The following is a 25,569-nucleotide window of genomic DNA, read 5'->3' as shown; positions in this document are numbered from 1 at the left end:
CCGCTCACGAGTTGGCAGTGCGGACGACGATCACGCCGCACTCCGGGCAGGTCAGGACGTCGTCGGCGGGTGCCGTACGGAACGCCGACACGGTGGTGCGGTCGAGATCGATCGCGCAGGCCGAGCACCGGCCGCCGTTGAGGATCGCCGCACCCACGCCGGCCTGCTGTGCACTACGGGTATAGAGGTCGAGTAGGTCCGCGGGGAGGTCCTCCGCCTGGCGGGCCCGCTCGGCGGTCGTGGCGGTGACGGAGTCCTCGAGGTGGGCGAGTGCCGTGTCGCGGACGGTGGTGGCCATTCCGAGGCGGGCGTCCAGGTCGGTGATGATCGCGCCGGAGTGGCGGACGTCGGCGTCCACCGCCTCGTGGCGCTCGGTCAGCTCGGAGAGTTCGGCCTCCAGGTTCTCCTGACGACGGTGGAGCGATGCCAGCTCGTACTCGAGCTCGGTGGCCTGCCTGTCGGACAGGCCGCCGGCGGCCAACGCCGCGGAGTCGCTCTCGCGACGCCTCCGCACGGCGTCGAGGTCCGAGCTCAGCTTGGCGATCGCGCGATCCAGGTCCTCCACGTGTATCCGAGCCCGCGCGGCGGACTCCACGGCAGCCCGGCGCTCGGCCTCCAACGTGTCCACGGTGGCCTGCTCCGGGAGGGAGCGCCGACGGTGGTCGAGGGAGCCCAGGCGCAGGTCGAGCTCGGCGAGGTCGACGAGTCGACGCTGGAGGGTGGGATCGGCCTTCATGAGGGCCAAGACTACCGCCCGTCGCCCGCCGTCCCCGACGCCGCCGTCCAGGGGTCGGTGCGCAGGTCGCAGACGGTCGCCGCGACCCCGACCCCCTCCTCGAGCAACGCCGCGGCCTGCGCACACCACGGGTACTCGAGTGCCCAGTGCGCCGCGTCCACCAGCGCCGGGCCGCCTTCCCGCAGGTGCTCGTCGACGACGTGGTGACGCAGGTCTCCGGTGAGGTACACGTCCGCCCCGGCCGCGCGGGCCGCCCCCAGCAGCGAGTCGCCGGAGCCGCCGCACAGCGCGACCCTCCTGATCTCAGTGTCCGGATCACCGGCGGCCCGGACCCCCCACACGGTCCGGGGCAGTCTGGCGCCGACGAGCGCGGTGAACCCGGCGAGTGTCATGGGCGCGGGCAGGTCGCAGACGCGGCCGAGGCCCGTGTCCTCCGGGCCCGGGCCGGGTCCGGCGTGGTTGACAAGCACGTCCATCGCGGGTACCTCGTACGGGTGTGCGGCCGTCACCGCACGGCGCACCTCGGCCCGCAGTTCGGGGGGCGCCACGAACTCCACCCGCGTCTCGGAGACCTGTTCCGGTTCGCCCACCTGACCCCTGGCGGGGGTGGTCCCGTCGCCGGGCCGGAAGCGACCGGTGCCCCGCACGGAGAACGAACACTCGGTGTACCCGCTCATCCGGCCGGCGCCGGCGGCGAAGACGGCGTGAAGGAGGTCCTCGACGTCGTCGTCGGGCACCGTCACCACCCACCTGTCGACGGTCCCGTCACCGGTCGGGACCAGCGGTCGCCCGGGATCCAGCCCCAGCGTCTCCGCCAGGGCGTCGTTGACGCCGGGCCGCGCGGAGTCGGCGTTGGTGTGCGCGGCGTACAGGGCACAGCCACCCACGACCAGGCGGTGCAGCAGCCGACCCTTGGGGGTGTCGGCGGCGACCGAGTGCACCCCACGCAGCAGGGGCGGGTGATGGACCAGGAGCAGATCGGCGCCCACGGCGAGCGCGTGGTCGACCACCTCGTCGGTGGCGTCGACGGCCACCACGACCGTCCCGACCTGCGCGGCGGGGTCGCCCGCGACCAGCCCGACACGGTCCCAGGACTCGGCCAACCGGGGTGGGTACGCGTGCTCCAGCAGGTCGATCACGTCGGCCAGGGTGGGCCCACCGGTGGTCATCGTCGATCCCCTTCCCGCTCCGCCCGCCAGGCGCGGACGAGTGCGTCCACCATCCTGCCGTCGCGGACGGCCAGGCGCAGGTGGGTGGCGTCGAGTCCGGGGAACGTGTCACCGCGGCGGGTCGCGATCCCCCGGCGCGCCAGGCCCGCGCGGAACGCGGCGGGATCCGCGCGGGCCGGGGTGCGTACCAGGACGAACGGGGCCTCGGGGGGCACCACGACCCTGATCCCTGCGGACTCGAGAGCGGCCACCATCGCCCGACGTTCGGCCATCACCTGCCCGCGCGCGGCCTCCAGCTCGCCCTCCGCCTCCGGACCCAGGCACGCCCGGATCGCCTCGAGCTGCAGCGTTCCGAGGGGCCAGTGGGGCCGGTCCGCGGCGAGGTCGGCCAGCACCCCCAGGTCGCCCACGGCGTAACCAATGCGCAGCCCGGCGAGCGCCCACGTCTTGGTCAGCGACCGCAGCACCACCAGCCCGGGGAGGCGGGCGCCGGCCAGGGTGTGCCCGGCCTCGTCGGACACCATGTCGCAGAACGCCTCGTCCACCACGGTCACCCGGCCCGGGCGGCACAGCGCCGCGACGGTCGCGCTGGCGTGGAGGACCGAGGTGGGGTTGGTGGGATTGCCGACGACGACGAGGTCGGCCTCCTCGGGCACGAGAGCCGGGTCGAGGCCGTACGGCGGCGACAGGATCACCCTGTGGACCTGCACGCCGGCCCGCCGGAGCTCGACCTCGGGCTCGGTGAACGACGGGTGGACCACCGCGGCGCGCAGGCCCCTGCGGGCGGCGTGGTCGGCGAGCAGATGGAACCCCTCCGAGGCGCCACCCAACAACAGGACGGCCTCACGACCCACCCCGTGACGGGCGGCGACCGAGGCGACGGCCGCCTCCACGTCGTCGGGTGTGGGGTACCCGCCCAGGTCGCCGAGTCGGTCGGCCAGCCGGTCCCGCAGCCACGCTGGCGGGCCGTTTCCTCGCACGTTGACGGCGAAATCGACGCCCCCCGGGACCAGTTCGGCATCGCCGTGGTGACGCAGCGCCTCCCAGGACGGGCCCTCCGGCAGATGGCGGGGCTGGGGGCCGGGCTGCGGTACGGGTCCACGTCCGTGCTCGGGTCCGGTCGGGGTTCCGGGCGCGGCGCTCATGCACGGCAGCCTAGGCGGCGGGCCGGCGGCGGCGACGGGGCGGGACGCGTGGCGACCCGGGTCTGGGAGGATGACCACATGCCCGATCGCCCTGTCCTGCTCGTCGATCTCGACGGAACCATCACCGACTCCCTGGACGGTATCGCCAAATCCCTCCGTCACGCGCTCGACACCGTCGGCGCCCGGTGGGACGACTCCCGTGACATCCGGTCCATCGCGGGCCCGCCGATGCCCGACACCCTCGCCTCGCTGGGACTCGAGGGCGCGGATCTGCAGCGGGCGATGGGCGCGTACCGCGAGCGCTACGGCGAGGTGGGGTGGCTCGAGAACGCCGTCTACGAGGGAATGGACGAGTTGCTGAGCAGCCTGGCCGGCCAGGGCTTCCGGATGGCCGTGGCGACGAGCAAGGACCAGCGGGCCGCGCGGCGGATCCTGGAGCACTTCGGACTCGACGACCCCTTCGAGTTCATCGGCGGGGCGGACCTGCGTGTCGGCCGGTCGGCGAAGGCCGACGTGATCGCGCATTCGCTGGCCGCCGTCGGGTTGGACCCGGTCCCCGAGGCCGACGGGGGTACCGAGAGCGTCCTCATGATCGGCGACCGCGAGCACGACGTGGCCGGGGCCGCCCGTTACGGCATCCCCACGGCGATAGTGCGCTGGGGCTACGGCAGCCCCGAGGAGTGGGCCGATGCCCGCTGGTCCCCGGCGGACACGAACGAACTGGAGGGGATCATCCATGCCTGGTGAGCGGCCCGTCCACGTGGTCTTCGTCTGTACCGGCAACATCTGCCGCTCCCCCATGGCCGAGGTCATGGCCCGCCACGCGTTCGCCGGGGCCGGGTTGGGCGATAGGGTCACCGTCTCGAGCGTGGGCACCGGCGGGTGGCACGTGGGGGACCCGATGGACCCGCGGGCGGCGGCCGAACTGCGGTCCCACGGGTACGACGACACGCACGTGGCCGCGCAACTGGCCCCGGCCGACCACACCGCCGACCTGGTGGTGGCACTCGACCGCGGCCACCGCGACCACCTCCTCGACGCCGGGGTCGAGGATCACCGCATCCGCCTCCTGCGGGGTTTCGACCCCGCGGCGGACGGTCACGACGTAGCCGACCCCTACTACGGGGACGACGACGGCTTCACCCGGACCCGTCTCCAGATCACCGGGGCGCTCCCCGGGTTGGTGGCCGAGGTGCGTGCCCTCCTGGCGTAGCGGGTCCGGACCCAGCGGATACCCTGGTGCCATGCGGAGTCTGCGGCGCTTTCTGAGTCCCGGCTGGCTGATCGGTCTGCTCGCCGTGTCGCTGTTCGCCTGGGCGTGCTTCGCGTTGCTGGCCCCGTGGCAACTGGGCAAGAGCGAGGATCTCGACGCCCGCAACGCCCGCCTGGCGGAGTCCATCGAGGCCGCCCCGGCACCGTTCGGGCAGGTGGTCGACGGCCCCGAGGCGTTCGCGGAGCGCGAATGGCGGCTGGTGACGCTGGACGGTCGGTGGCAACCCGACTCCGAGGCCCTGCTGCGTCTGCGCGCGGTCGACGGCGAACCGGTCTACCAGGTGCTGACGGTGTTCGAGCCGGTTGACGGGCCGGCGATCCTGATCAACCGTGGCTATGTTCCCGTCGGCGAGAACAACACGGTGCCCGACTACGCCGCCGCGCCGGGTGGGCCCGTCGAGATCACCGCGCGACTCAGGGCCGCGGAGAGCGGTCAGGTCGAGCCGGTCCTCGTCGACGGGCTCCCTGCCGTCCGCGTCCTGGACCCCGCGGTCCTGGGCGACGCCCTCGACCACACACTCATCCCCGACGGGTATCTCCAGCTCACAGGGGACCAGCCCGGATCACTGACCCCGGTGCCCATCCCCGGAATCGAGAACGGCCCGTATCTGTCCTACGGGCTGCAGTGGCTCGCCTTCGGTGTCCTGGCGCCTCTCGCCCTGGCCTACTTCGCCTGGGCTGAGATCCGGGCGCGTCGTCGCGAAACCGAGGCGGCCGAGGCGGACGAGACGTCCACGGCACCGCCGCCCGGAGGCTCGGGCGACGGCCCGGGCGACGGCCCGCCCAACGGCCCAGTCAACGCCGACGAGGCGGCGCTCGATGCCCGCGAACGCGCCCTCAGAGCCCGCTACGGACACCGGGACGACGCCGAGCTCCGGCGCGCCCACCGTCGGGCGGACCGTCTCCGGACCTGATCACGGCCGCGCAGCGGCTGCACCGGTCACGACCGCACCGAGAACGGCTTGGGCCGCGACAGCGCAGACGGCGGCCGCCACCTGGGTGGCCCGCATGAGCCGGATCGCCCTGCGGACGTCTTCCGGCCGCGGCGCGCGCCCGCCACCCAGATGCGGGCGCATCTCGACACCGTGGGGGTACGGCGTCCTGCCGCCCAGCCGGACCCCGAGCGCTCCGGCGCACGCTGATTCGATCACCCCCGCATTCGGGCTCGGGTGCGCCCGGGCGTCCCGCCGCCACGTGCTCAGGACGGCGCGCGGCGAGCCCCCGACCACAGGAGCGAGTGCCGCGGTGAGCAGGGCCGCCAGGCGCGCGGCCGGCCAGCCGAGGGCGTCGTCGAGTCGCGCCGAGGACCGACCGAAGTCCAGGTACCTGGTCGAGCGGTGTCCGACCATCGCGTCGAGGGTGTTGGCGGCCCGGTGCGCGGCGGCACCCGCGGGGCCGGCCACCGCCGCCCAGAACATGGTCGCCACGGCGGCGTCGGAGGTGTTCTCCGCGACCGACTCCACGACGGCCCGGGCCAGGTCGTCGGCGTCGAGCAGGTCCGGATCGCGTCCGCAGAGCCACGGCAGGAGCAAGCGGCTCGCGGGAACATCGCCCCGCTCCAGCAGGTCCGCGTGCCGCTCGGCCACCCGGAGCAGCGAGGTACCGCCGAGGCAGGACCACACCGTGATCGCCGTGACGCCCACCCGCACGACCGGCCGGCCGGCGGCGAGAGCCTCGGCGGCTCCCACGACGGTCGCGGTCCCGCCCACGAGCACAACCGTGTAGGCCAACCCCCGGGCATAGGTGCCCGTCCTGGTGTCATCGCGGCCGGTGTCCGGGTGGAGCACCTGCTCCAGTGCCGAGGCGCACCGTCCGAAGCCCGCCACGGGATGCCACCGGACCGGGTCCGCGATCGCGGCGTCGGCGGCGAACCCCAACGCGGTCCCCAGGGCCCGGAGCAGATGAGTGTTCATGAGTGCGCGCGGAGGGAATCGAACCCCCGACCGCTGGTGTGTAAGACCAGAGCTCTAACCGCTGAGCTACGCGCGCGAGAACCCCGCCGCGATGGTTCGGGACGGTGTGCGACAGATTATCCCACCCCCGAGGGCGACGGCCCCCGGGGTGACCGGTCAGGAGACCCCGGCCCGTCCGGGTGACCGCGGAGCCGTCCCGGTACTGCACGGATGCAGACCCTGGACAACCGTCCGTCTCCACCGCAGAATCCGGTCATGGGGAATCTCCGTAAGACTGTCCGGTCGGCGGTCGCGCTCTCGCTGGCGCTCGCCGGTGTCGCCGGGTGCAGCGCGGCCGACCGCGCGGTCATTTCCGCGCCACCGTGCCCCGACTCGTCGGCGACACCCACCCCTGACAAGCGGGCCCCGGGACAGGCGGTACTCCTCGGCGGTCTCGCCGGGAGCACGGTCCCCCCCGGCCCGATCGCGGGATGGGAGGAGGTCGTCTCGGTCGCCGATGCCGGCCCCGCCCTCGCCGCGGTCCACCCGGATGGAACCGTCTCGGTGGTCGGGGAGGATCACCGGGGTCTCCTGGCCGGCACGGTGGCCGGGGGCATGCGGACCCAGCAGCCCCGCACGGTGCCCGGCATCCAGGACGCGACATCCGTCGCCGCCGTGGGCGGGGCGTTCCTGGCGACCCGTTCCGACGGATCCGTCATCGCGTGGGGCGACTCGTTCATCGCGAGCGGGGGCCGCCGCGGCGACGAGCGGAACCAGCCCACCCCGAGCCTGGTCCCCAAGGTCGAGAACGTGATCGAGGTGGCCTCCGGGCAACTCAACGCGCTCGCGCTGCGGTCCGACGGGAAACTCCAGGGGTGGGGCATCAATCTCACCCAGGTCATCGGTGAGCAGGACGGGCCGCTGGTGCGCACGATTCGGGACGTCCCCGGGGCCGTCAGCGTCGCCAACTCTAGCGGGGCTGCGATCATCGCCACCAGCACCGGAGAGGTCTGCGCGTGGGGTAACAACGTCCACGGACTTCTGGGCGTCGAGCCGCGGGGCGGCCAGAGTCCGCGGGCCGTCAAGGTCGACGGGCTGACCGACATCGTGCAGGTGGCCGCCGGGAGCGACTACGCGCTCGCCCGGGATACCGCCGGGCGCGTCTGGGCCTGGGGCCGGGTCGTCTCCGGGGTCTTGGGTGACGGCAGCACCGAGGACACCTCGACCGCGGAGCCCCTCCAGGTGCAGGGTGTACCCCCGATGCGGTGGATCGGCGCCGATAGCACCTCGTCCTTCGGGATCGACCAGAACGGTGAACTGTGGGCCTGGGGCGGCGGCCACCGCGTCGAGCCGTACGCCGGCCAGGATCGTCGCCCGTACCAGGTACCGCTGCCGGGACCCGCACAGGAAGTGTCAGGCGAGGTCGTCCTGCTCGAACCGGCGGGCTGACGGCCGGCGTTCGACGAGCGAACACCGGCACCCCCGAGGACGACGGCCCCCGGGGTGACCGGTCAGGAGACCCCCGGACCGTCGGGGTGACCGCGGCGCCGTCCCGGTACTGCGCGGATGAAGCCCCTGGACAACCGTCCGTCTCCACCGCAGAATCCGGTCATGGCGAACCTCCTCAGGACCGTCCGTTCGGCCGTCGCGCTCTCGTTGGCGCTCGCCGGTGTCACCGGGTGCAGCGCGGCCGATCGCGCGGTCATGACCGCGCCGCCGTGCCCGGACTCCTCGGCCTCACCCAGCCCTGAGACCCGGGCCCCGGGGCAGGCGGTACTGATGGGCAGCGTCGTCCGCGGCTCGCTCCCGCCCGGTCCGATCGAGGGATGGGAGGAGGTGATCTCGGTGGCGGACGCCCGCAACGCGATCGCCGCGGTCCACCCGGACGGGACCGTCTCGGTGGTCGGGGTGGACCATCTCGGAGTCCTGGGCGGCGTCGGGGCCGGAGCGCCGGAGGTACTCCGGCCGCAGAAGGTCCCCGGCGTCAACGATGTGACGTCCGTGGAAGCCGTGGGCTCGACGTTCCTGGCGACCCGTTCCGACGGGTCGGTGGTCGCCTGGGGTGATGGGTTCATCGCGTCCGGAGGAGAGAAGGGAGGCAGCCGAGCGCAGCCCACCCCGGCCCTTGTCCCCCGTGTGGAGAAGGTGATCGGGGTCGCCTACGGACAGCTCAACGCCCTGGCCCTCCGCTCCGACGGCAAGATCCAGGCCTGGGGAACCAACCTCACCCGGATTCTCGGAGAGCCGGACGGGACGGAGGTCCGCACCATCCGCGGTCTACCCGGTGCCGTCAGCGTGGCCAACCCCGGCGGTGCCGGGATCATCGCCACCGGCAGCGGCGACGTGTGCGCCTGGGGCAACAACGTCCACGGACTTCTCGGGGTCGAGCCACGCGGCGGACAGACCACCCGGGCCGTCAAGGTCGACGGGTTGACCGACATCGTCCAGGTGGCGGCCGGGAGCAGATACGCGCTCGCACGGGATACCGAGGGACGCGTCTGGGCCTGGGGCCGGAGCGTCTACGGGATCCTGGGCGACGGCAACACCGAGGACTTCTCCATCTCCACACCCCGCCAGGTGGTGGGTGTGCCCCCGATGCGGTGGATCGGCGCGAGCAGCGCGTCGTCCTACGGGATCGACCAGACCGGTGGTCTGTGGGCCTGGGGCAGTAACCGCCGCGTCGAGCCATATGCCAGCCAGGATCGTCTCCCGTACCGGATACCGCTGCCGGGACCCGCGCAGGAGGTGTCCGGCGAGGTTGTCCTGCTCGAACCCACGGGCTGAGGGCCGCCGCTCGACTGTCGACCTCCGGTGCCGCCGCCCGCGTTGGTCACGGCGTGGCACCCCCCGGGGGGCACCGCGCTGAACGGTGACGCCACCCCCCGGGGGGACATCACTTCCGCGGGATGCTGTTCTTCCGCAACGCCAGACGGCTTCCCGCCCAGTCCCCGAGGGCCGCGGTACGCGTCTGGAGCATCCCAGCCGTCTGGGCCGACTCGGCGATGACCGCGGGTTCCACGTGACCGGCATTCCCCGTCTTGGGGGTGAGGACCCACACCGAGCCCTCTTCTGCGAGCGGGGTCACGACGTCCATCAGCCTGTCCACCAGGTCGCCGTCCCCGTCGCGCCACCAGAGCAGCACGGCGTCGACGATCTCGTCTGTGTCCTCCTCCAACAGCTCCGACCCGACGGCGTCCTCGACGGCCTCACTGATCGACTCGTCGCAGTCGGAATCCCATCCGACCTCCTGAACGAGCATGTCCTTCGTCAGTTCGAGCTGACCAGCAATCTGATCCGCCCCGCCCTGTTGGTTCGCCGCGGCGACCACCGTGGTGTTCCTCCCTCGAATCCGAGTGTGTTCGTCTTGGTCTTTCGCTGACCAGGAACACTACCCGGGCACCCTCCCAGGGGAAACGACAACCGCCCATTTCGTCGCCGGGACCGCAGGCTCGTGTCCCGCATCACGCTTTGGGGCACAATCAGGGGGAGACATGGGCCGACGACGGCCCGTGTCCGGCCGACCACGCGATCCAACCCACACCCGCGGTACGCGCGGTCGACCGGAGACTGCACCCCGACATGTGTGGTGCCCCCACCGGGTCGCCGCTGTACGTATCGCAGAAGTGAGGACGAGACGCATGACCGAGACCGTAGGCACGAGAGATGGTTCCGCACCCACCAATGTGCCGGTCCTCCGCGAGGGGGTCGCGTCCTACCTCGCGGACTCGGACCCCGAGGAGACCCAGGAGTGGATGGACTCACTCGACGGCATGCTCGCGGAGGCAGGCCCCGAGCGGGCCCGCTACCTCATGCTGCGGCTCCTCGAGCGCGCGTCCAAGCAGCGCGTACCCCTGCCCGCCCTGACCTCGACGGACTACGTCAACACGATCCCCACCAGTCTCGAACCCGAGTTCCCGGGCGACGAGTCCGTGGAGCGCACCTACCGGCGCTGGATCCGGTGGAACGCCGCGATCATGGTGCACCGGGCCCAGCGTCCCGGCATCGGCGTGGGCGGCCACATCTCCACCTACGCGGGGGCGGCACCGCTCTACGAGGTGGGGTACAACCACTTCTTCCGCGGCAAGGACCACCCCGGCGGTGGGGACCACATCTTCTTCCAGGGGCACGCCTCGCCCGGCATGTACGCACGCGCCTACCTCGAGGGGCGCCTCCGGGAACACGACCTGGACGGTTTCCGACAGGAGAAGAGCCACCCGGGCCGGTCCCTCCCCTCCTACCCCCACCCACGCTCCCTTCCCGAGTTCTGGGAGTTCCCCACCGTGTCCATGGGCCTCGGACCCTTGAACGCCATCTATCAGGCGCGGTTCAACCGTTACCTCGCCAACAGGGGGATCAAGGACACCTCGCAACAGCACGTCTGGGCGTTCCTCGGCGACGGGGAGATGGACGAGGTCGAGTCGCGCGGAGCCCTGCAGGTGGCCGCGAACGACGCACTGGACAACCTCACCTTCGTGATCAACTGCAACCTCCAGCGCCTCGACGGCCCGGTCCGCGGAAACGGGCAGATCATCCAGGAGCTGGAATCGTATTTCAGCGGTGCCGGGTGGAACGTCATCAAGGTGGTGTGGGGACGCGAGTGGGACGCCCTGTTCGAGAAGGACACCGAGGGCGCCCTCGTCTCCCTGATGAACTCCGTCTCCGACGGCGACTACCAGACGTTCCGGGCCAACGACGGCGCCTGGATCCGCGAGCACTTCTTCGGCCGCGACCCGCGTACGGCCAAGTTGGTGGAGGACCTGTCCGACGAGGACATCTGGGCGCTGCGCCGCGGTGGCCACGACTACCGGAAGATCCACGCCGCGTACAAGGCGGCGCTCGAGCACACCGGTCGACCCACGGTGATCCTCGCGCACACCATCAAGGGGTTCGGACTCGGCCAGAACTTCGAGGGTCGCAACGCCACGCACCAGATGAAGAAGCTGACGCTGGACGACCTCAAGCAGTTCCGGGACAAGCAGCTCATCCCGATCACGGACGAAGAGCTCGAAGCCGACCCGACGTTGCCGCCCTACTACAACCCCGGGCCCAACTCCCCGGAGATCCGTTACATGCTGGAGCGGCGGATCGCGCTGGGCGGTCACGTGCCGGAGCGGCGCCAGAGCTTTACCCCGCTCTCCGTGCCGAAGATCGAGTCCTTCGCCTCGTTGCGCAAGGGGTCGGGCAAACAACCGGTGGCCACCACGATGGCCCTGGTCCGTACCTGCAAGGAGCTCCTGCGGGACGAGTCCCTGCGGGACCGGATCGTCCCCATCATCCCGGACGAGGCCCGGACCTTCGGCATGGACTCGTGGTTCCCGACCCTGAAGATCTACAACCCGCACGGGCAGAACTACACCTCGGTCGACCACGACCTGATGCTCAGTTACAAGGAGTCCACCAGCGGCCAGATCATGCACGAGGGCATCAGTGAGGCGGGGTCGGTCGCCGAGTTCACGGCGGCGGGGACCGCGTACGCGACCCACGGCGAGCCGATGATCCCGCTGTACATCTTCTATTCGATGTTCGGCTTCCAGCGCACCGGTGACAGCATCTGGGCCGCCTCGGATCAGCTCGCGCGCGGGTTCCTGCTCGGCGCGACCGCCGGCCGCACGACCCTCACCGGGGAGGGCCTGCAGCACATGGACGGCCATTCGCCGTTGCTCGCCGCGACCAACCCGGGCATCCTCTCGTACGATCCGGCGTGGGCATTCGAACTCGTCCACATCATGCGAGCGGGCATCGAGCGGATGTACGGTCCGGGCGCGGCGCACGAGACAGAGACCGATGGTGTCGACCACAACGTCTCGTACTACATCACCCTGTACAACGAGCCCGTCCCCCAGCCGCCCGAGCCCGAGAACCTGGACATCGAGGCACTGCTCCGTGGTCTCTACTGCTTCCGTAAGGCGGAGAAGGGAACGCACGAGGCGTCGATCCTCGCCTCGGGTGTCGCGATGTACGCCGCGGCCGAGGCCCAGAAAGAGCTGGCGGAGAAATGGGACGTCGCGGCGGACCTCTGGTCGGCCACATCGTGGAACGAGCTGGCCCGGGACGGTTTCGAGTGTGAGCGCCACGAACTCCGTCACCCCGACCAGCAGCCCCGCATCCCGTTCGTCACCGCCTCACTCGACTCCAGCAAGGGGCCGAAGGTGGCGGTGAGCGACTTCCAGAAGGCGGTGCCGGACCAGATCCGTGGGTGGGTCCCCGGGGACTACACCGTCCTGGGCACCGACGGATTCGGGTTCTCCGACACCCGACCGGCCGCGCGTCGATTCTTCAACACCGATGCCGAATCGATCATCGTCGCGGTTCTCGCCGGTCTGGTCCGCGAAGGCAGCATCGACAAGCGCACCCTTCTGGAGGCCGCTCGTCTCTACCGGATCGACGATGTCATGGCGGCGCCCGAGCCCACGACGGATCCCGGCGTGGCGTGACCGAGGCGACCGACGCCGCGACCGGGGGGGCCACGGAGGCGGCCACCCCGGGGGCCGAGGCAGGGGCCGGGGGCGGGGCAACGGCCGCGCCTCCGGCCCGGCGCCGGACTTCCCGGGCTCCGGATCAGCGACCGGTCTCGGATGCGCTCCTCAAGCGCATCACCCGGTACTCCGGGACGCTCTCGACGGAAGCGGTACGGTCCCTGGAGGAGGACCTGCCGTTCTTCGCGGGACTCTCGGCGGACCAGCGGGCGGAGATCCAGCTCATCATCCAGAGCGCCGTGCGTGACTTCGTCACCTGGATGCGCAACCCCGAGGCCCCGCACACCGACACGATCGCCGGGTTCAAACTGTTGCCCAAGGGCCTCGGTCAGGGCCTGTCGTTGCAGGAGACCGTGCAACTCGTCCGTTCCACCTGTGAATATTTCGAGCTGGTGATGCCGCGGATCACCCACAACGAGCGGCAACGAGGACTGATGATCGCCGCGGTGCTGAAGTTCGGGCGCGAGCTCGGCTTCACGGCCGCCTCGGTCTACGCGGCCGCCGCGGAGAACCGGGGCGCCTGGGACACCCGCATGGAGGCGATGCTGGTGGACGCCGTGGTCCGTGGGGACCGCCACGCCGATCTCGCCTCCGGGGCCTCGGCGCTCAACTGGGACCCGACCACCGCGGCGACCGTGATCGTGGGTCGACCCAGAGCAGACCTGGGGCTGGCGTCGGTGCCCGTCATGCACAAGGCCGCCGTCGCGGCGGGCCGGCACGCGCTGGCCGTGGTCCAGGGGGCACGCCTCGTCGTCATCCTCTCCGGGGAGCTGGAGTCCGCGTCCGCCGTCCCCGCCTCGGTCCTCGACGCCTTCTCCCCTGACGCACCCGTGGTCGTAGGCCACACCGTCGGTTCACTCGCCGAAGCCCCGGACAGCGCCGCCGAGGCGATCGCCGGCGCCGCGGCCGCGACCGGGTGGCCCGGTGCCCCTCGCCCGGTGGCGGCGATCGACCTGTTGCCGGAACGGGTCCTCGGCGGGGACCGCGGGGCCGCGGGCATGCTCGTGGAGCGGATCGTGTCCCCGCTGAGGGGTGCGGACCCCTCGCTGGAGGAGACCCTCCGGGCCTATCTGGACTCGGGCGGTCATGTCGAGGCGTGCGCCCGTGAGTTGTATGTCCATCCCAACACCGTGAGGTATCGGCTCAAACGAGTGAGCCAGATCACTGAGTTCGACCCGTTGGACGCGAGAGAGGCATTTGTCCTCCGTATCGCCCTCGTGCTCGGCAAGTTCTCCGAACGAAGCCCTCAGGAGAGCTAATCATTCACTCCCGTCACACCGTGTAACGAAACCGTCGCTGCGACAGATGGCGGCGCCCTCAACACGAATTTTGTGGGAACCCCACAAAATCCCGCCGTGGTTTCTGGCTGCGAGAACATCATCCGACGGAGGGCATCCCGTGTTGTCTGATACTCGTGCTTTGCCTCACCGCCCCAGGACAAGGGTCCCAGAAAGCCGGAATGCTCGCGCCGTGGCTCGAGCTCCCCGGTTCGTCGGACCGTCTCGATGAGTGGTCCGCCTCGAGTGGACTCGATCTCGAGCGCCTCGGCACCACGGCGACCCTGCAGGAGATCACCGACACCGCGGTCACCCAACCGTTGGTGGTTGCCTCCGCGCTGCTCGGCGCCGCGGAGCTCCGTCGGCGGGGCCGGGTCCCTGCGGACACCATCGTCTCCGGACACTCCATCGGCGAGGTCGCGGCGCTCGCGATCGCTGGGGTGGTCTCCGAGGCCGACGCACTCCGCCTGGCTTCGGTCCGCGGCGCCGCGATGTCGAAGGCGTGCGCCGACCGCCCCACGGGGATGATCGCCGTGCTCGGTGGGGTGGAGGCCGACGTCCTGCTGGCCCTCGAGAACGCCGGTCTGGAACCGGCGAACAGGAACGGCGCCGGGCAGATCGTCGCCGCCGGCCCTCTCGAAGCGTGCGATGCTCTCGAACAGAACCCCCCGATCCGCGCCCGCCTGCGGCGCCTCGACGTCGCCGGGGCGTTCCACACCGGTCACATGGGGTCGGCCGTGGAGGAGTTCCGCGCCCTGGCGGACACGATCGAGGTCCGCGACCCGGAGTTCACTCTGCTCTCCAACTCCGACGGCATGGTCGTCACCTCGGGCCGGGACGCCCTGAACCGCGTGATCTCCCAGATCACCCATCCCGTCCGGTGGGACCTGTGCACGCAGACCATGCTCAAGCTCGGCGTCGACGCCTTTATCGAGCTCCCGCCCTCCGGTGCGCTCGTCGGCCTGGCCAAGCGAATGATGCGCGAAGTGCCCCGCCACGGCGTGACCACGCCCGAGGACCTCGAGGACGCGCTCGACGCCGTCCCGGCTCTCAGCGGCGCCTAGACCACCCCCACGAACCCGCGGTCACCGGCCTGGTCCGGTGGCCGTGTCACGACGACCACGTCGCACCCGGCCGGGTGCGACGACACCACCAGAAAGGACACCACATGGCACGCACCGAGGCCGAGATCATCTCCGGACTTGCGGAGATCGTCGAGGAGGTCACCGGGATCGAGCCCTCCGAGGTGACGCCGGAGAAGTCCTTCGTGGACGATCTGGACATCGATTCCCTGTCCATGGTGGAGATCGCCGTGCAGACGGAGGACCGCTACGGGGTGGAGATCCCGGACGAGGATCTCGCCAAGTTGCGTACTGTGCAGGATGCGGTCGACTACATCCAGAAGATCGACCAGAGCTGACACCACGTCCCGGAGCACGGGGCGGGGGCGCGTTCAGGGCTGAAGGTGCGGTCGGTGCACCAGACGAGCCCGCGTCCCCTCCCCATATCCGGGACCCGACACACCAGAACACTCCGCGTCATGCGGGGTGACGGGCGGACGGCGCGATCAGGGACGGGGGTCCCCGATCGTTCGCCTCCCCCACACCAGCCAGTCCGGGGGTCCATCAGGAGCGCACCCTCCCACCCGGGAGGTGCGCCGCGGAAAGGACTGCATTCGATGACCATCACCAGCGCCGTGGACCAGACCACACAGATCGACCCGCGCGACCCCGTCGCACGGCTCGAGACTCTCTTCGATCCTGCATCGCTGGAGTTCCTCACGGAGCCAGACGCCTCGGGCGCACTCGCCGCCCGGGGACTGATAGACGGCGAAGCCACGATCGCCTACGCCACCGATGCCACCGTCATGGGTGGGGCGATGGGTCTGGACGGCTGCCGCCACATCGTCCACGCGATCGACACCGCCATCGACGAGCACCTGCCCGTCGTGGGTGTGTGGCACTCGGGAGGAGCGCGTCTCGCCGAGGGCGTCGAGGCGCTCCACGCGGTCGGCCTCGTCTTCGAGGCCATGGTGCGCGCGTCGGGTCACGTGCCGCAGATCTCGGTCGTGCTCGGCCCCGCCGCGGGCGGTGCCGCGTACGGCCCCGCCCTCACGGACGTCGTGATCATGGCGCCGGCGGGCAAGATCTTCGTCACCGGCCCCGACGTGGTCCGCTCCGTCACCGGGGAACAGGTCGACATGGAGGGACTCGGCGGCCAGGACGTCCACCACCGCAAGTCCGGTGTGTGCCACATCGCCGCCACCGACGAGAAGGACGCGCTGCACCGAGCACGGCGCCTGGTCACCCTGCTCGCCGCCCAGGGAGAATTCGACCTGCGCGCACTCGAGGGCGACCACACCGACCTCGCGGGACTTCTCCCGGACTCACCCAAGCGGGCCTACGACGTCCGTCCCCTCGTCCACGGCATCCTCGACTCGTCCGAGCTGGACGGGAGCTCGACCTTCGAGGAGCTCCAGGCAAAGTGGGCGCCCAGCATCGTGGTGGGCTTCGGCAGGATGTCAGGCCGCACGGTCGGGGTGATCGCCAACAACCCGCTCCGCCTGGGTGGCTGCCTTAACTCCGAGTCCGCCGAGAAGGCCTCCCGGTTCGTCCGCCTGTGCAACGCGTTCGGCGTCCCCCTGCTCGTCGTCGTCGATGTCCCGGGTTATCTGCCAGGGGTGTCACAGGAATGGGACGGCGTCGTGCGCCGTGGGGCCAAACTGCTGCACGCCTTCGCGGAGGCGTCCGTCGCCCGGGTCACGCTGGTCACCCGCAAGATCTACGGCGGCGCCTACATCGCCATGAACTCGCGCGCCCTCGGTGCCTCCGCAGTGTTCGCGTGGCCCGATGCCGAGGTCGCGGTCATGGGCGCCAAGGCAGCGGTGGGCATCCTCCACAAGCGCACGCTCGCCGCGGCGCCCGAGGACGAGCGTGAGGCCCTGCACGAGCGACTGGCCGACGAGCACGCCGCGATCGCGGGCGGCGTGGGCCGGGCGGTCTCCATCGGCGTGGTCGACGAGGTCATCGAACCCACCGACACCCGTCGCCGCCTCGCCGAGGCACTCGACTCCGCCTCTCACGTGCGGGGCCGGCACAAGAACATTCCGCTGTGACCTAGGGGTCCTCCCGCCAGCACGGCCGGGGGGCCGCGTGGCGAGCATTCCGAGGCCTGCCGCCCCTCGGGATGCTCGCGCGCCTGCGCATCGGTGCGGGCGCGCGTCCCAGGCGAAGCGCGGGCGTCAATCGCACGAGCGGATGCTCCCAGCCCGGCCCCACGCTCGAGGTGCCTGGGTCACCAGGTGTGAGGCTTTCGGCACGAGGCACGAGGCACGAGGCACGAGGCACGAGGCACGAGGCACGAAAACGCCCGCACCCCGAGAGGGTGCGGGCGTTCGTGGTACGGGCGGGAGTCAGCGCGCGAGCCGGGAGCGGCGGTCAGCCCACCCGGGAGAGCCAGGTGACCTCGGCCGCGGCGGGGTGCCCACGGAGTGGCTCGAGGGCGCGGTCCCACGCCGTCCCGAGTTCGGCGTCCACCGCGGAATGGAAGGCGGCGGGACCGGCGGCCATGAGGTGCCGGAGCCGGTTCTCGCCGATCACCACGTCACCGCTCGCGCCGGTCTGGCCGCGCCACATCCCGAGTTCGGGGGTGTGGGAGAAGCGTTCGCCGTCGACGAGGTCGCTCGGGTCCTCGGTGACCTCGAAGGCCAGCATCGACCACTTGGCCAGCGACTCGGCCAGGCGCGCACCGGTGCCGACCGGACCGATCCAGTCGACGATCGCCTTGCGGGCGCCCGGCTGGGCCGGCTGGTCCTCCCACCGCATAGCTGAGGACGCGTCGAGCGTGCTCGCGAGAGCCCACTCGACGTGAGGGCACAACGCGGTGGGCGCGGCATGGATGAACACCACACCTGTCGTCGTATCCGCGAAATGGTTCAGATCAGACATCGCTTCACTCCCGACTCACTGAGGGACGTCTTCCCCAACGACCTCGCGAAATCGTGTGAACGATGATTCGTATGTGGTTGTAGTAGACAACTGTGCCTCAAGTGATGGAATTACACCAGCGACACTTCTGCATTCTCAGCAAAGTTACAGCACCGTAATCCCGCCGGTGTGAGTCCCGGGCGGCGTGTCGGGGACACTGGGCGATCAGCCTCCGAGTGAATCCTCCGGACGACTGCGCCGGGTGGCGGCATCCACCACGCGGTCCGACAGCTCCGGCCACAGCGGCTTGGCCCAGTCCCCGAAGTCACGGTCGGTGAGCACGACCAGGGCCGTCTCGATCTCGGGCTGCACCCACAGCAGCGTGCCGGACTGCCCGAAGTGCCCGAAGGTCCCGGGAGAATTGTGCTGGCCCGTCCAATGAGGGTGCTTGGCGTCACGGAGTTCGAACCCCAGGCCCCACGGGCACGGCTTGTGCATGCCGTACCCGGGCACGACGCCGTCGAGGCCGCGGAACTGCTCGGTCACCGCCTCCTCGAGGGTCTCGGGCGCGAGGAGCGTCGGGGCGACGAGTTCGGTCGCGAAGGAGATCAGGTCGGCGAGGCTGGCCGACGCTCCGTGCCCGGCCGATCCCTCGAGAGCCGTCGACCCCATCCCGAGCGGCTGGCACACGGCCTCGGTGAGGTAGTCGGGGAACGCGATCCCGGTGGCCTCCGCGATGTGGTCGGCGAGGACCTCGAAGCCCGCGGAGGAATAGATGCGCCGCTCCCCCGGCCCGGCGCGGACCTTGTCGCGATCACTGAAGTCCAGGCCCGAGGCGTGGGCCAACAGGTGGCGTACTGTCGACCCCTCGGGCCCGGCGGCCTCGTCGAGGGAGATCGCCTCCTCCTCGACCGCGAGCAGTGCCGCGACGGCCACGATCGGCTTGGTCACCGAGGCGAGCCGATAGACGCGGGTGTCCTCGCCGCGCACGGCCAGGGCCCCCTCCGCACCGACGACCGCCGCCGAGACGTTGTCCACCGGCCAGTCCTCGACCACCGCCAACGCCGCATGCAACCGGTCTCGATCGAACTCGTCCGACATGTGATCCTCCCGGGTGATGGCAGATCGGGCCGCCGCCGGCCGGATCGTCTACAGGTGCGGGGTCAGTGTGTCAGTTCCGCCGCCCCGTCCGGGGTCACGTCCGCGGCACGTCGCGCCGACGGAACCCGACCACCCCCGCGCCCACGAGGGCCACCGCCAGAACCAGCAGCACCATCACCCCCACCGTGTCGACCGGTCCGACGGGTGCCCGACCCACCGCACCGAACGGCGACAGGCGCATCTGAGACTCGGTGAGCCGGAGGGTGGGTCCCATGAACGTGACGACGGCCGAGACGGCGAACACCGCCCAGGCCAGCGCCTGAGCGCGCGGCACCAGTCCGAACAGGGCGACCGACAGGCCGACGAACACCATCGCGGCGGGCACCTGCCAGGATCCGGCCCCGACGATCCGACCCACCGAATCCGGGTCGTCGAGGGCGACGGCAGTGGCCAGGCCGAACGCCGCGGACCCCGCCGCGACGACAACTGCGGCTCCCACGGCCACGACCGCGGTGTGCAGCGCGAGCGCCGACCACCTGGAGCGGCCGGCCGCGAGTTCGAGCTCCAGCCGCCCCGAGGTCTCCTCACCCCGCAATCCGCCGAGGGTCTGCAGGGCGAATCCGGCGCCGAGGATACCGACGAACACCACGAGCATCTGCACGAGTGAGTCGACGAGTGCCGGGGACTCGACGAGGAAGCCCGCGAGGGCGGGGTTGGACACGATCGCCTCGACGACGACGTTCATCAGGGCGCCGTACATGGTCATGAGCGCCACGACCCCGAGGGTCCACCCGATGAGTGCGCCGAGGTGCTGGTGGACCGCCACGCCGAGCTCGGATGACCGCCACCTCGAGGCCGCGGCAGGTCCCGTGCGGGCGGGGACCAACCCCTCCCCGAGATCGCGGCGTCCGGAGAGCCACAGAGCGGTGCCGGACAGCGCCACGGCCGCCACCACGGCCACGACCAGCGGGAGGGCAGAGGGATCACCGAACGGACGCACCAGACCGAGCCACCCCAGTGGTGATGTCCACCTCACCCAGTTCTCGTTGGTGTCCCCGATGCCTCGCAGGACCAACGTGAGGCCGGCCAGGGTCAGGCCGGCCGCCCAGACGGTGCGGTTGTGGGCCACCACCTGCGCGAGCACCGCCGTGGCCGCGGCGTACACCCACCCGGTGGCGACGATAGAGGCCGCATAGAACGCGGCACCGGCCCGGTCGACCGGGATGGCCAGGGTCGACGCCCAGATCCCGGCGCCGAGGAGCAGGAAGACACCGGCGACGACGACGAGAGTTGCCGTGACCGGGGCGAGCCGACCCGTCCTGGCGGACAGCAGGAGTTCCGTCCTGCCGGTCTCCTCCTCCCGGCGGGTGGACCGGGCGGTCAGGGCGATCGCCATGATCGGGATGGCGAACGAGGCGATGGACGCGTACTCGTTCATCATCACCCCGCCCAGGGTGTCGAGTCCGGCCACGCGGCCGTTGAGCATCACCATCGCCTCGCCGAGGGAGGCCGAGTAGGTGGCGAGTTTCTCCGGGGTGTCGTAAAGCGCGGCGACCGAGACGCCGGTGACCAGGTACAGCGCGACCAACCCGACGACCCACGCGGCCGCGGACCGCCACCCCGTCCGCAGGTCGATCCGCACCAGCAGGCCGGTGCCGGCCAGCGCGGAGCTCACTGTGGACCGCCAGCGGTCGTGCCCGCATCCGCGGGTCCCGTTGCGGGTCCGGCTGTGGATCCCTCACCGGCCCCCGCGCCCGAGTAGGCGCTGAGGAAGAGGTCGTCCAGGCTGGGCGGGGTGGCGGTGAGCGTGTGTATCCCGGCCGCGTGCAGGATCCCCGTCACCTCGCCGAGCCGCTGGGCGGGCACGTGGCAACGGACGTCGAAGCGCCCGTCCCCGGCTGACTCGAACCGCAGACCGTCGACCCCGTCGACGGCCTCCAGTGCGCGGGGGTCGGTGTCGGTGACGGCGTGGACCTCGGTGGTGGTGTGGCGACGCAGGTCGCCCAGGGTGCCCGAGCTGATCGTGCGGCCGTCGCGAATGATGCTCACCCGATCGGCCAGCGCTTCGACCTCGCCCATGATGTGGCTGGAGAGCAACACGGTGGAACCGCCGTCGACTGCTTCCCGGACACAGTCCTGGAACACCTGCTCCATCAGCGGGTCGAGCCCGGAGGTGGGCTCGTCGAGGACCAGCAACTCGGCTCCGGACGCCAGCGCGGCGACGAGCGAGACCTTCTGCCGATTGCCCTTGGAGTAGTCGCGGGTGCGTTTGGTCGGGTCCAGGCGGAAGCGGTCGATCAACTCCGCGCGGCGTGCCGGGTCCAGTCCCCCCAGCGCCCGACCCAGGATGTCGATGCACTGGCCCCCGGTCAGCCGCGGCCACAGCGTCACCTCCCCCGGGACGTACGCCAACCTGGAGTGAAGGTCGACCGCGTCCCTCCACGGGTCGCGCCCGAACAGCGTCGCGCGTCCGGAATCTGACCGCATGAGGCCCAGCAGGATCCTGATGGTGGTGGACTTGCCGGACCCGTTGGGTCCCAGGAAACCGTGTACCTCGCCGCGGCGCACCTGAAGATCCAGGCCGTCGAGCGCCCGCGTGGCCCCGAAGGTCTTGACCAGGCCCTCGACGTGCACCACCGGGTCCGAATCTGAACGCATGACCATTCCCTTCGTCGAATCCTCCCGACCATCCTCTCCATCCTCGGCACAATGTGGCAATGCTCTCTCCGATGTCCGGACACAGGACCTTCCGCCCTTCGATCACCGACCGCCTCACCAAGGCCGTCATGACCGCCTCGGGCTCGCTGCCCGGTCCGGTGATCCAGCTGGCCGGCGGCGCACCCCGACGAATCGATGGTCAGGTGCTGGACCCGCACTTCCAGGCCGGGGTCCGCGTGATGTCCCTGCTGTCCGAGGGCGAGTACGAGGACATGCCGCTCGAGCAGGCGCGCGAGACCGTCGAGCGGTCGGCGTACACCGTCTCGGGGAACCGGATCGAGCTCGCCGTCGTCAAGGACCTCGTCCTGCCGCTCGCCGGCACCGGCCGTCCAGGCGACGACACCGCCCGGGTCGACCTCCCGGCCCGGTTGTATTCCCCCGTCCACGGCGATGATGCTCTGCCGATGCTCGTGTACTTCCACGGTGGCGGTTGGGTGCTCGGGAGCATCGACTCCCACGATGCGACCTGCCGGTACATCGCCCGCATGGGTGGCCTCAAGGTGCTCAGCGTGGACTATCGATTGGCCCCCGAGTTCCTCTTCCCCACTGCAGCCGAGGACGCCGTGGCCTCGTTCCGCTATGTGCGGGACAACGCCGAGTCCCTCGGGGTGGACCCCACGCGAATCGCCGTGGGCGGGGACAGCGCCGGCGGCAACCTGGCGGCGGTGGTGTGTCAGCAGACCCGCGATGCGGGTGAGAAGACCCCCGACTTCCAGCTGCTGTTCGTCCCCGCGACCAACATGTCGGCGCGGACCCGCTCGTTCGAGTTGTTCGGCGAGGGGTTCTTCCTCACGGGGAAGAACATGGACTTCTACGAGAACACCTACCTGCGGTCGGACGCCGACCGTCTCGACCCCCGCGCCTCCCCCCTGCTGGCCGAGGACTTCTCCGGCTTGCCCCCGGCGCACGTCGCCACCGGCGGCTTCGATCCGCTACGCGACGAGGGCGAGGCGTATGCGCGGAAGATGGCCGACGCCGGGGTCAAGGTCTCGCTCCGGCGGCACTCCACGATGGTCCACCCGTTCGTCAACGCCGTCGGCGCGACCCCACTCGCCCGCGCCGCGCTGTCGGAGGCGGTGGGCGCGCTGCGGATGGGTCTGGCGTACTGAACCCTCGCCGAGAGTCGCCCCGGTCACGGTGATATGCCGCTCGACCGGCGGCGTCGGTCCGCACGGTAGCCCTCTGCCGCGAGCAGGGCCAGGGCGAGCCCGAGCAGGACGAAGGTGACGGTGTCGACCCCCCGGATCGTCTCCCCGAGCGCGAACGCCACGGCGACCAGCAGCACCGGTTCCAGGTACCCGAGGAGCCCGAACAGGGGAAGCGGGAGCAACCTCGACGCGGCGAGGTACGCCGCCATCGCCGCCGCCCCGGCGAGGCCGACCGAGAGAAGCGCGACGGTCCCCGCCATCGACGACGGATGCTGGGTACCGGACCAGATCAACCATCCGCTAACAGGGGTGAGCGCGGCGACCTCCCACCCGAACGCCATCGGCGTGTCCATGCCGACACGGCGGCGAACGACGAAGTAGACCGGGTACCCCGTACAGATCACGAGCGTCACCCAGGACACGCTCGGTGTCACCGCGATGTTGACGACGACGGCGACGGCGGCGATCCCCACAGCCACCCACTGCCAGGCGGACACGCGCGACCTGAGAACGACCCGGCTGCCGATCACCAGGGCCAGCGGCAGGAGCAGGAACCCGATCGACGCATCCAGGGCGTGGCCGTGCAGCGGCGCCCAGGAGAACAGCCAGAGCTGTACCCCGACCAGGGCGCAGAGCAGCCCGAACACCAGCGGAGACCACCACACTCGCGTGAGGGCCGCCCACGAGTCACGGGCCATCGCGCGCCCCGAGGGGAAGATCAACACGAGGCTGTAGCAGGCGAAGGTCACCACGATCCGCCACCCGAAGACCACCTCGGCCGAGGCGTCGATCACCCCGGAGAGGTAGAAGATCAGGCCGAACAGGCTCGACGCCACGACGACGGCACCGACCCCGCGCGCGGTATCGCCATGTGTCCCCGTCGGATTCATGGGGAAAAACATATAGTCGCGCCGCGCGTTGCGGGTGGAGGGCCATTCGGCCTCCGCTGCTGACCAGGGGGTGGGCGATCCTTCCCGTGGGCCTCCGTATGTGCTTGTCAAACCAGAGCAAGCCGCTCGGAACGCTGATTCCCCGTGTTCTCCCGGACTCGCGACCTCGTGGGCGGCGTCCCGAGCGGGTTCAGCGAGTGGACCAGTGTGGTCCGGTCGTGGAGGAAACGCGTCAGTCTCAAACCCGTTTGAGTGGCTCGAATCGGAGCGCACTGCTTGCTGCCTACGCCGCCGGGGTACCTGTTCAGGAGCTGACGGCGAGGATCGGTGTACGTCGCGGGACGGCGTGGGAGATGGCGCGCGGGACGGGCCTGGATACCCGCATACCGGTCCTGTTCGAGCAGACTCGCCAGGAAGCGTCACGTCTGTATGGGGACGTGATGACCTTGGTGCCGATCGCTGAGCGTCTCGGCATCAGCGATGAAGAGGGACGTGCCGCGGTGGTCGCGTGCTGCGGGACGATCCGTCCCCGCGGTCGCCGCTTCATCAGCGTTTGACGGTTGGGCGACATCATCACGGGCGTTGGCTAGGAGTGTCGGATACCTCCGTTATCGTTACCGGACGTGATCCAACGCCTCTGCATAGTGACACTCCGGCAGAGCAAACGGGTTGTGATGACGACGAACTGCCTTTCCGACGGCGCGGCACACGGATGGTCACCCATGGGTGCTCCGTACGATGGATCAAAGATGTCGACTGAACGAACGCAGAGGAGAGTGAGGCATGGCACGTGGAGACCTGCTCTTGGCTCTCGTGCAGTCCGGTGCCGGTGGCGATGACCTCGCCTTCCGGCGTGCGGCCGAGGCTCTCATCGCCGAGGAAGAGAACAAGAAGCACAATGTGCTCGCCTCGCAGCTGACTGACGCTCTACGCACACGTCGGTCCACCCCGACTGCCAACGTCACCTCACTCGCGCGGAATGACGCTGTTCGCGGGCTGTTCCACGAGCAGGAACCCGAGCGGCGAGTGTCGGAATTGGTTCTTCCCGTCGAGGCCCGACAAGCAGTCAGTCAGCTCATCGAAGAGCATCACCGCCGTGATCTTCTGCGCAGTCACGGTGTCGAGCCTCGTCATCGCCTCCTGTTCGTCGGGCCGCCCGGCGGCGGCAAGACCTCACTGGCTGAGGCGGTCGCGACCGAGTTGGCCGTTCCATTATTGAGCGTTCGCTACGAGGGCCTCATCGGCAGTTTTCTCGGTGAGACCGCGTCCCGTATGGAGGCGTTGTTCGACGCAGTGAGGGTCAGGCCGTGCGTGCTCTTCTTCGATGAGTTCGACGTTGTCGCTAAAGAACGTGGCGATACTCACGAGACCGGCGAGATCAAGCGGGTAGTGAGCTCATTGCTGCTGCAAGTGGACGGTCTTCCGAGTCACGTCATCGTCATCGCTGCCACCAATCATGCCGAGCTTCTGGATCGCGCGGTCTGGCGGCGCATGCAACTTCGACTCGAACTGCCGAACCCCACTCGGGCCGGAAAGGTCGAGTGGCTGCAAGCTTGGTCGGCTCGGAGCGGGGTCAGCCTGGGACTCTCTCCGCGGACGATTGCCGACCGTCTCGGCCGGGTCAGCTTCGCTGAGCTCGAAGAGTTTGCCTTGGACATGCAGCGGCGCTCCATCCTCTCCGGGCCGGAGCCTGACTCGACTGCGGTCGCGCAGCAGCTACTAAAGCAATGGTCCAGTCGCGCCCACGTTAGCGAGGAGTAATGCCCCCGGAGGATCGGGCCTCAACCGAGCGGCCCGTCATTCTGGGGCGAGTTACCTC

At 70.5% G+C, this 25,569-nt stretch carries 23 protein-coding genes and 1 tRNA gene; 13 read left to right on the top strand and 11 right to left on the bottom strand.

The window, feature by feature from the left end:
- Positions 1-4: 4 nt before the first annotated feature.
- Genes CT688_RS06070 through cobC form a run of 3 tightly spaced genes read right to left on the bottom strand, consistent with a single transcriptional unit; the run spans position 5 to position 3,050 of the window.
- Complete coding sequence (locus CT688_RS06070) at positions 5-736, bottom strand: zinc ribbon domain-containing protein (RefSeq protein ID WP_107756161.1); 732 nt, start codon at positions 734-736, stop codon at positions 5-7.
- Between the two features lie 11 nt (positions 737-747).
- The gene (locus CT688_RS06065) at positions 748-1,905 is read right to left on the bottom strand and encodes a Nif3-like dinuclear metal center hexameric protein (RefSeq protein WP_107756160.1); all 1,158 of its coding nucleotides are present in this window, start codon (positions 1,903-1,905) and stop codon (positions 748-750) included.
- Positions 1,902-3,050: an Rv2231c family pyridoxal phosphate-dependent protein CobC gene (cobC, locus tag CT688_RS06060; RefSeq protein WP_231750520.1), complete on the bottom strand. Its 1,149-nt coding sequence runs from the start codon at positions 3,048-3,050 to the stop codon at positions 1,902-1,904. The genes CT688_RS06065 and cobC overlap by 4 nt, the downstream gene beginning before the upstream one ends.
- A gap of 78 nt (positions 3,051-3,128) precedes the next feature.
- Here cobC and CT688_RS06055 point away from each other — a divergent pair, with 78 nt between their 5' ends.
- The 3 genes from CT688_RS06055 to CT688_RS06045 are packed head-to-tail and all read left to right on the top strand — an operon-like array spanning position 3,129 to position 5,236.
- Positions 3,129-3,797, top strand: a complete 669-nt coding sequence (locus CT688_RS06055) for an HAD hydrolase-like protein (RefSeq protein ID WP_107756159.1) — start codon at positions 3,129-3,131, stop codon at positions 3,795-3,797.
- Positions 3,787-4,263, top strand: coding sequence for a low molecular weight protein-tyrosine-phosphatase (locus tag CT688_RS06050; protein ID WP_107756158.1), 477 nt, complete (start codon positions 3,787-3,789; stop codon positions 4,261-4,263). Before CT688_RS06055 ends, CT688_RS06050 begins: the two co-directional genes overlap by 11 nt.
- A 31-nt stretch (positions 4,264-4,294) precedes the next feature.
- Positions 4,295-5,236: an SURF1 family protein gene (locus CT688_RS06045; protein WP_107756157.1), complete on the top strand. Its 942-nt coding sequence runs from the start codon at positions 4,295-4,297 to the stop codon at positions 5,234-5,236.
- On the opposite strand, the gene CT688_RS06040 is transcribed toward CT688_RS06045, so the two are convergent.
- Positions 5,237-6,235: a cobalamin biosynthesis protein gene (locus CT688_RS06040; RefSeq protein WP_107756156.1), complete on the bottom strand. Its 999-nt coding sequence runs from the start codon at positions 6,233-6,235 to the stop codon at positions 5,237-5,239.
- A 3-nt stretch (positions 6,236-6,238) separates the two neighbouring features.
- Positions 6,239-6,311: transfer RNA gene (locus CT688_RS06035), tRNA-Val, on the bottom strand.
- Between the two features lie 179 nt (positions 6,312-6,490).
- Here CT688_RS06035 and CT688_RS06030 point away from each other — a divergent pair.
- Together CT688_RS06030 and CT688_RS06025 are read left to right on the top strand one after the other, a co-directional pair.
- Positions 6,491-7,663 (top strand): RCC1 repeat domain-containing protein, encoded by a 1,173-nt coding sequence (locus CT688_RS06030; protein WP_159077992.1) that lies wholly within the window; start codon positions 6,491-6,493, stop codon positions 7,661-7,663.
- 162 nt (positions 7,664-7,825) lie between these two features.
- Positions 7,826-8,998 carry an RCC1 repeat domain-containing protein gene (locus tag CT688_RS06025; RefSeq protein WP_107756154.1) on the top strand — a complete coding sequence of 391 codons (1,173 nt, stop codon included), beginning with the start codon at positions 7,826-7,828 and terminating at the stop codon, positions 8,996-8,998.
- A gap of 109 nt (positions 8,999-9,107) precedes the next feature.
- Here CT688_RS06025 and CT688_RS06020 read toward each other — a convergent pair whose 3' ends face one another.
- Positions 9,108-9,542 carry a DUF3052 domain-containing protein gene (locus CT688_RS06020; RefSeq protein WP_107756153.1) on the bottom strand — a complete coding sequence of 145 codons (435 nt, stop codon included), beginning with the start codon at positions 9,540-9,542 and terminating at the stop codon, positions 9,108-9,110.
- A 310-nt stretch (positions 9,543-9,852) separates the two neighbouring features.
- Between CT688_RS06020 and aceE the strand changes: the two genes are divergently transcribed.
- The 5 genes from aceE (at position 9,853) to CT688_RS05995 (ending at position 17,082) form a co-directional block, all read left to right on the top strand.
- Complete coding sequence (gene aceE / locus CT688_RS06015; protein WP_107756152.1) at positions 9,853-12,648, top strand: pyruvate dehydrogenase (acetyl-transferring), homodimeric type; 2,796 nt, start codon at positions 9,853-9,855, stop codon at positions 12,646-12,648.
- Positions 12,645-13,949: a CdaR family transcriptional regulator gene (locus tag CT688_RS06010; protein WP_107756151.1), complete on the top strand. Its 1,305-nt coding sequence runs from the start codon at positions 12,645-12,647 to the stop codon at positions 13,947-13,949. Before aceE ends, CT688_RS06010 begins: the two co-directional genes overlap by 4 nt.
- A gap of 155 nt (positions 13,950-14,104) precedes the next feature.
- Positions 14,105-15,031 carry an ACP S-malonyltransferase gene (locus CT688_RS06005; RefSeq protein ID WP_107756150.1) on the top strand — a complete coding sequence of 309 codons (927 nt, stop codon included), beginning with the start codon at positions 14,105-14,107 and terminating at the stop codon, positions 15,029-15,031.
- Between the two features lie 104 nt (positions 15,032-15,135).
- Entirely contained in the window at positions 15,136-15,387 is a 252-nt protein-coding gene (gene acpM, locus CT688_RS06000; protein WP_095719155.1) for a meromycolate extension acyl carrier protein AcpM, read from the top strand.
- A 258-nt stretch (positions 15,388-15,645) separates the two neighbouring features.
- Positions 15,646-17,082 (top strand): acyl-CoA carboxylase subunit beta, encoded by a 1,437-nt coding sequence (locus CT688_RS05995; RefSeq protein WP_107756149.1) that lies wholly within the window; start codon positions 15,646-15,648, stop codon positions 17,080-17,082.
- Positions 17,083-17,404: 322 nt separating this feature from the next.
- On the opposite strand, the gene CT688_RS05990 is transcribed toward CT688_RS05995, so the two are convergent.
- The 4 genes from CT688_RS05990 to CT688_RS05975 form a co-directional block, all read right to left on the bottom strand.
- Positions 17,405-17,914, bottom strand: a complete 510-nt coding sequence (locus tag CT688_RS05990) for a DUF3145 domain-containing protein (protein WP_107756148.1) — start codon at positions 17,912-17,914, stop codon at positions 17,405-17,407.
- 204 nt (positions 17,915-18,118) lie between these two features.
- Positions 18,119-18,994, bottom strand: coding sequence for a serine hydrolase (locus tag CT688_RS05985; RefSeq protein ID WP_107756147.1), 876 nt, complete (start codon positions 18,992-18,994; stop codon positions 18,119-18,121).
- A 94-nt stretch (positions 18,995-19,088) separates the two neighbouring features.
- A complete protein-coding gene (locus CT688_RS05980) occupies positions 19,089-20,669 on the bottom strand; it encodes an ABC transporter permease (RefSeq protein ID WP_107756146.1) in 1,581 nt (526 codons plus the stop codon).
- The gene (locus CT688_RS05975; RefSeq protein WP_107758041.1) at positions 20,666-21,652 is read right to left on the bottom strand and encodes an ABC transporter ATP-binding protein; all 987 of its coding nucleotides are present in this window, start codon (positions 21,650-21,652) and stop codon (positions 20,666-20,668) included. The genes CT688_RS05980 and CT688_RS05975 overlap by 4 nt, the downstream gene beginning before the upstream one ends.
- A 59-nt stretch (positions 21,653-21,711) precedes the next feature.
- On the opposite strand from CT688_RS05975, the gene CT688_RS05970 reads away from it, so the two are divergent.
- Positions 21,712-22,821 (top strand): alpha/beta hydrolase, encoded by a 1,110-nt coding sequence (locus tag CT688_RS05970; RefSeq protein ID WP_107756145.1) that lies wholly within the window; start codon positions 21,712-21,714, stop codon positions 22,819-22,821.
- Between the two features lie 23 nt (positions 22,822-22,844).
- Here the strand turns inward: CT688_RS05970 and rarD are convergent, their stop codons facing one another.
- A complete protein-coding gene (gene rarD, locus CT688_RS05965; protein WP_231750519.1) occupies positions 22,845-23,750 on the bottom strand; it encodes an EamA family transporter RarD in 906 nt (301 codons plus the stop codon).
- A gap of 218 nt (positions 23,751-23,968) precedes the next feature.
- Between rarD and CT688_RS05960 the strand changes: the two genes are divergently transcribed.
- The gene (locus tag CT688_RS05960; RefSeq protein WP_231750518.1) at positions 23,969-24,307 is read left to right on the top strand and encodes a helix-turn-helix domain-containing protein; all 339 of its coding nucleotides are present in this window, start codon (positions 23,969-23,971) and stop codon (positions 24,305-24,307) included.
- A gap of 226 nt (positions 24,308-24,533) precedes the next feature.
- Complete coding sequence (locus CT688_RS05955) at positions 24,534-25,511, top strand: AAA family ATPase (RefSeq protein WP_107756143.1); 978 nt, start codon at positions 24,534-24,536, stop codon at positions 25,509-25,511.
- The last annotated feature ends 58 nt before the right edge of the window (positions 25,512-25,569 follow it).

The sequence above is a fragment of the Dietzia sp. JS16-p6b genome (assembly GCF_003052165.1).
In the GTDB taxonomy this organism is placed as follows: domain Bacteria; phylum Actinomycetota; class Actinomycetes; order Mycobacteriales; family Mycobacteriaceae; genus Dietzia.
The sequence above is the reverse complement of the archived record's forward strand: the minus strand, read 5'-3'. Positions and strand labels throughout refer to the sequence as shown.

What these genes read in the sequence shown, in the direction of transcription:
- CT688_RS06070 (WP_107756161.1), bottom strand. Translation starts at nt 736, where the DNA reads ATGAAGGCCGATCCCACCCTCCAGCGTCGACTCGTCGACCTCGCCGAG.
- CT688_RS06065 (WP_107756160.1), bottom strand. Translation starts at nt 1,905, where the DNA reads ATGACCACCGGTGGGCCCACCCTGGCCGACGTGATCGACCTGCTGGAG.
- cobC (WP_231750520.1), bottom strand. Translation starts at nt 3,050, where the DNA reads ATGAGCGCCGCGCCCGGAACCCCGACCGGACCCGAGCACGGACGTGGA.
- CT688_RS06055 (WP_107756159.1), top strand. Translation starts at nt 3,129, where the DNA reads ATGCCCGATCGCCCTGTCCTGCTCGTCGATCTCGACGGAACCATCACC.
- CT688_RS06050 (WP_107756158.1), top strand. Translation starts at nt 3,787, where the DNA reads ATGCCTGGTGAGCGGCCCGTCCACGTGGTCTTCGTCTGTACCGGCAAC.
- CT688_RS06045 (WP_107756157.1), top strand. Translation starts at nt 4,295, where the DNA reads ATGCGGAGTCTGCGGCGCTTTCTGAGTCCCGGCTGGCTGATCGGTCTG.
- CT688_RS06040 (WP_107756156.1), bottom strand. Translation starts at nt 6,235, where the DNA reads ATGAACACTCATCTGCTCCGGGCCCTGGGGACCGCGTTGGGGTTCGCC.
- CT688_RS06030 (WP_159077992.1), top strand. Translation starts at nt 6,491, where the DNA reads ATGGGGAATCTCCGTAAGACTGTCCGGTCGGCGGTCGCGCTCTCGCTG.
- CT688_RS06025 (WP_107756154.1), top strand. Translation starts at nt 7,826, where the DNA reads ATGGCGAACCTCCTCAGGACCGTCCGTTCGGCCGTCGCGCTCTCGTTG.
- aceE (WP_107756152.1), top strand. Translation starts at nt 9,853, where the DNA reads ATGACCGAGACCGTAGGCACGAGAGATGGTTCCGCACCCACCAATGTG.
- acpM (WP_095719155.1), top strand. Translation starts at nt 15,136, where the DNA reads ATGGCACGCACCGAGGCCGAGATCATCTCCGGACTTGCGGAGATCGTC.
- CT688_RS05995 (WP_107756149.1), top strand. Translation starts at nt 15,646, where the DNA reads ATGACCATCACCAGCGCCGTGGACCAGACCACACAGATCGACCCGCGC.
- CT688_RS05990 (WP_107756148.1), bottom strand. Translation starts at nt 17,914, where the DNA reads ATGTCTGATCTGAACCATTTCGCGGATACGACGACAGGTGTGGTGTTC.
- CT688_RS05985 (WP_107756147.1), bottom strand. Translation starts at nt 18,994, where the DNA reads ATGTCGGACGAGTTCGATCGAGACCGGTTGCATGCGGCGTTGGCGGTG.
- CT688_RS05975 (WP_107758041.1), bottom strand. Translation starts at nt 21,652, where the DNA reads ATGCGTTCAGATTCGGACCCGGTGGTGCACGTCGAGGGCCTGGTCAAG.
- CT688_RS05970 (WP_107756145.1), top strand. Translation starts at nt 21,712, where the DNA reads ATGCTCTCTCCGATGTCCGGACACAGGACCTTCCGCCCTTCGATCACC.
- rarD (WP_231750519.1), bottom strand. Translation starts at nt 23,750, where the DNA reads ATGAATCCGACGGGGACACATGGCGATACCGCGCGCGGGGTCGGTGCC.
- CT688_RS05955 (WP_107756143.1), top strand. Translation starts at nt 24,534, where the DNA reads ATGGCACGTGGAGACCTGCTCTTGGCTCTCGTGCAGTCCGGTGCCGGT.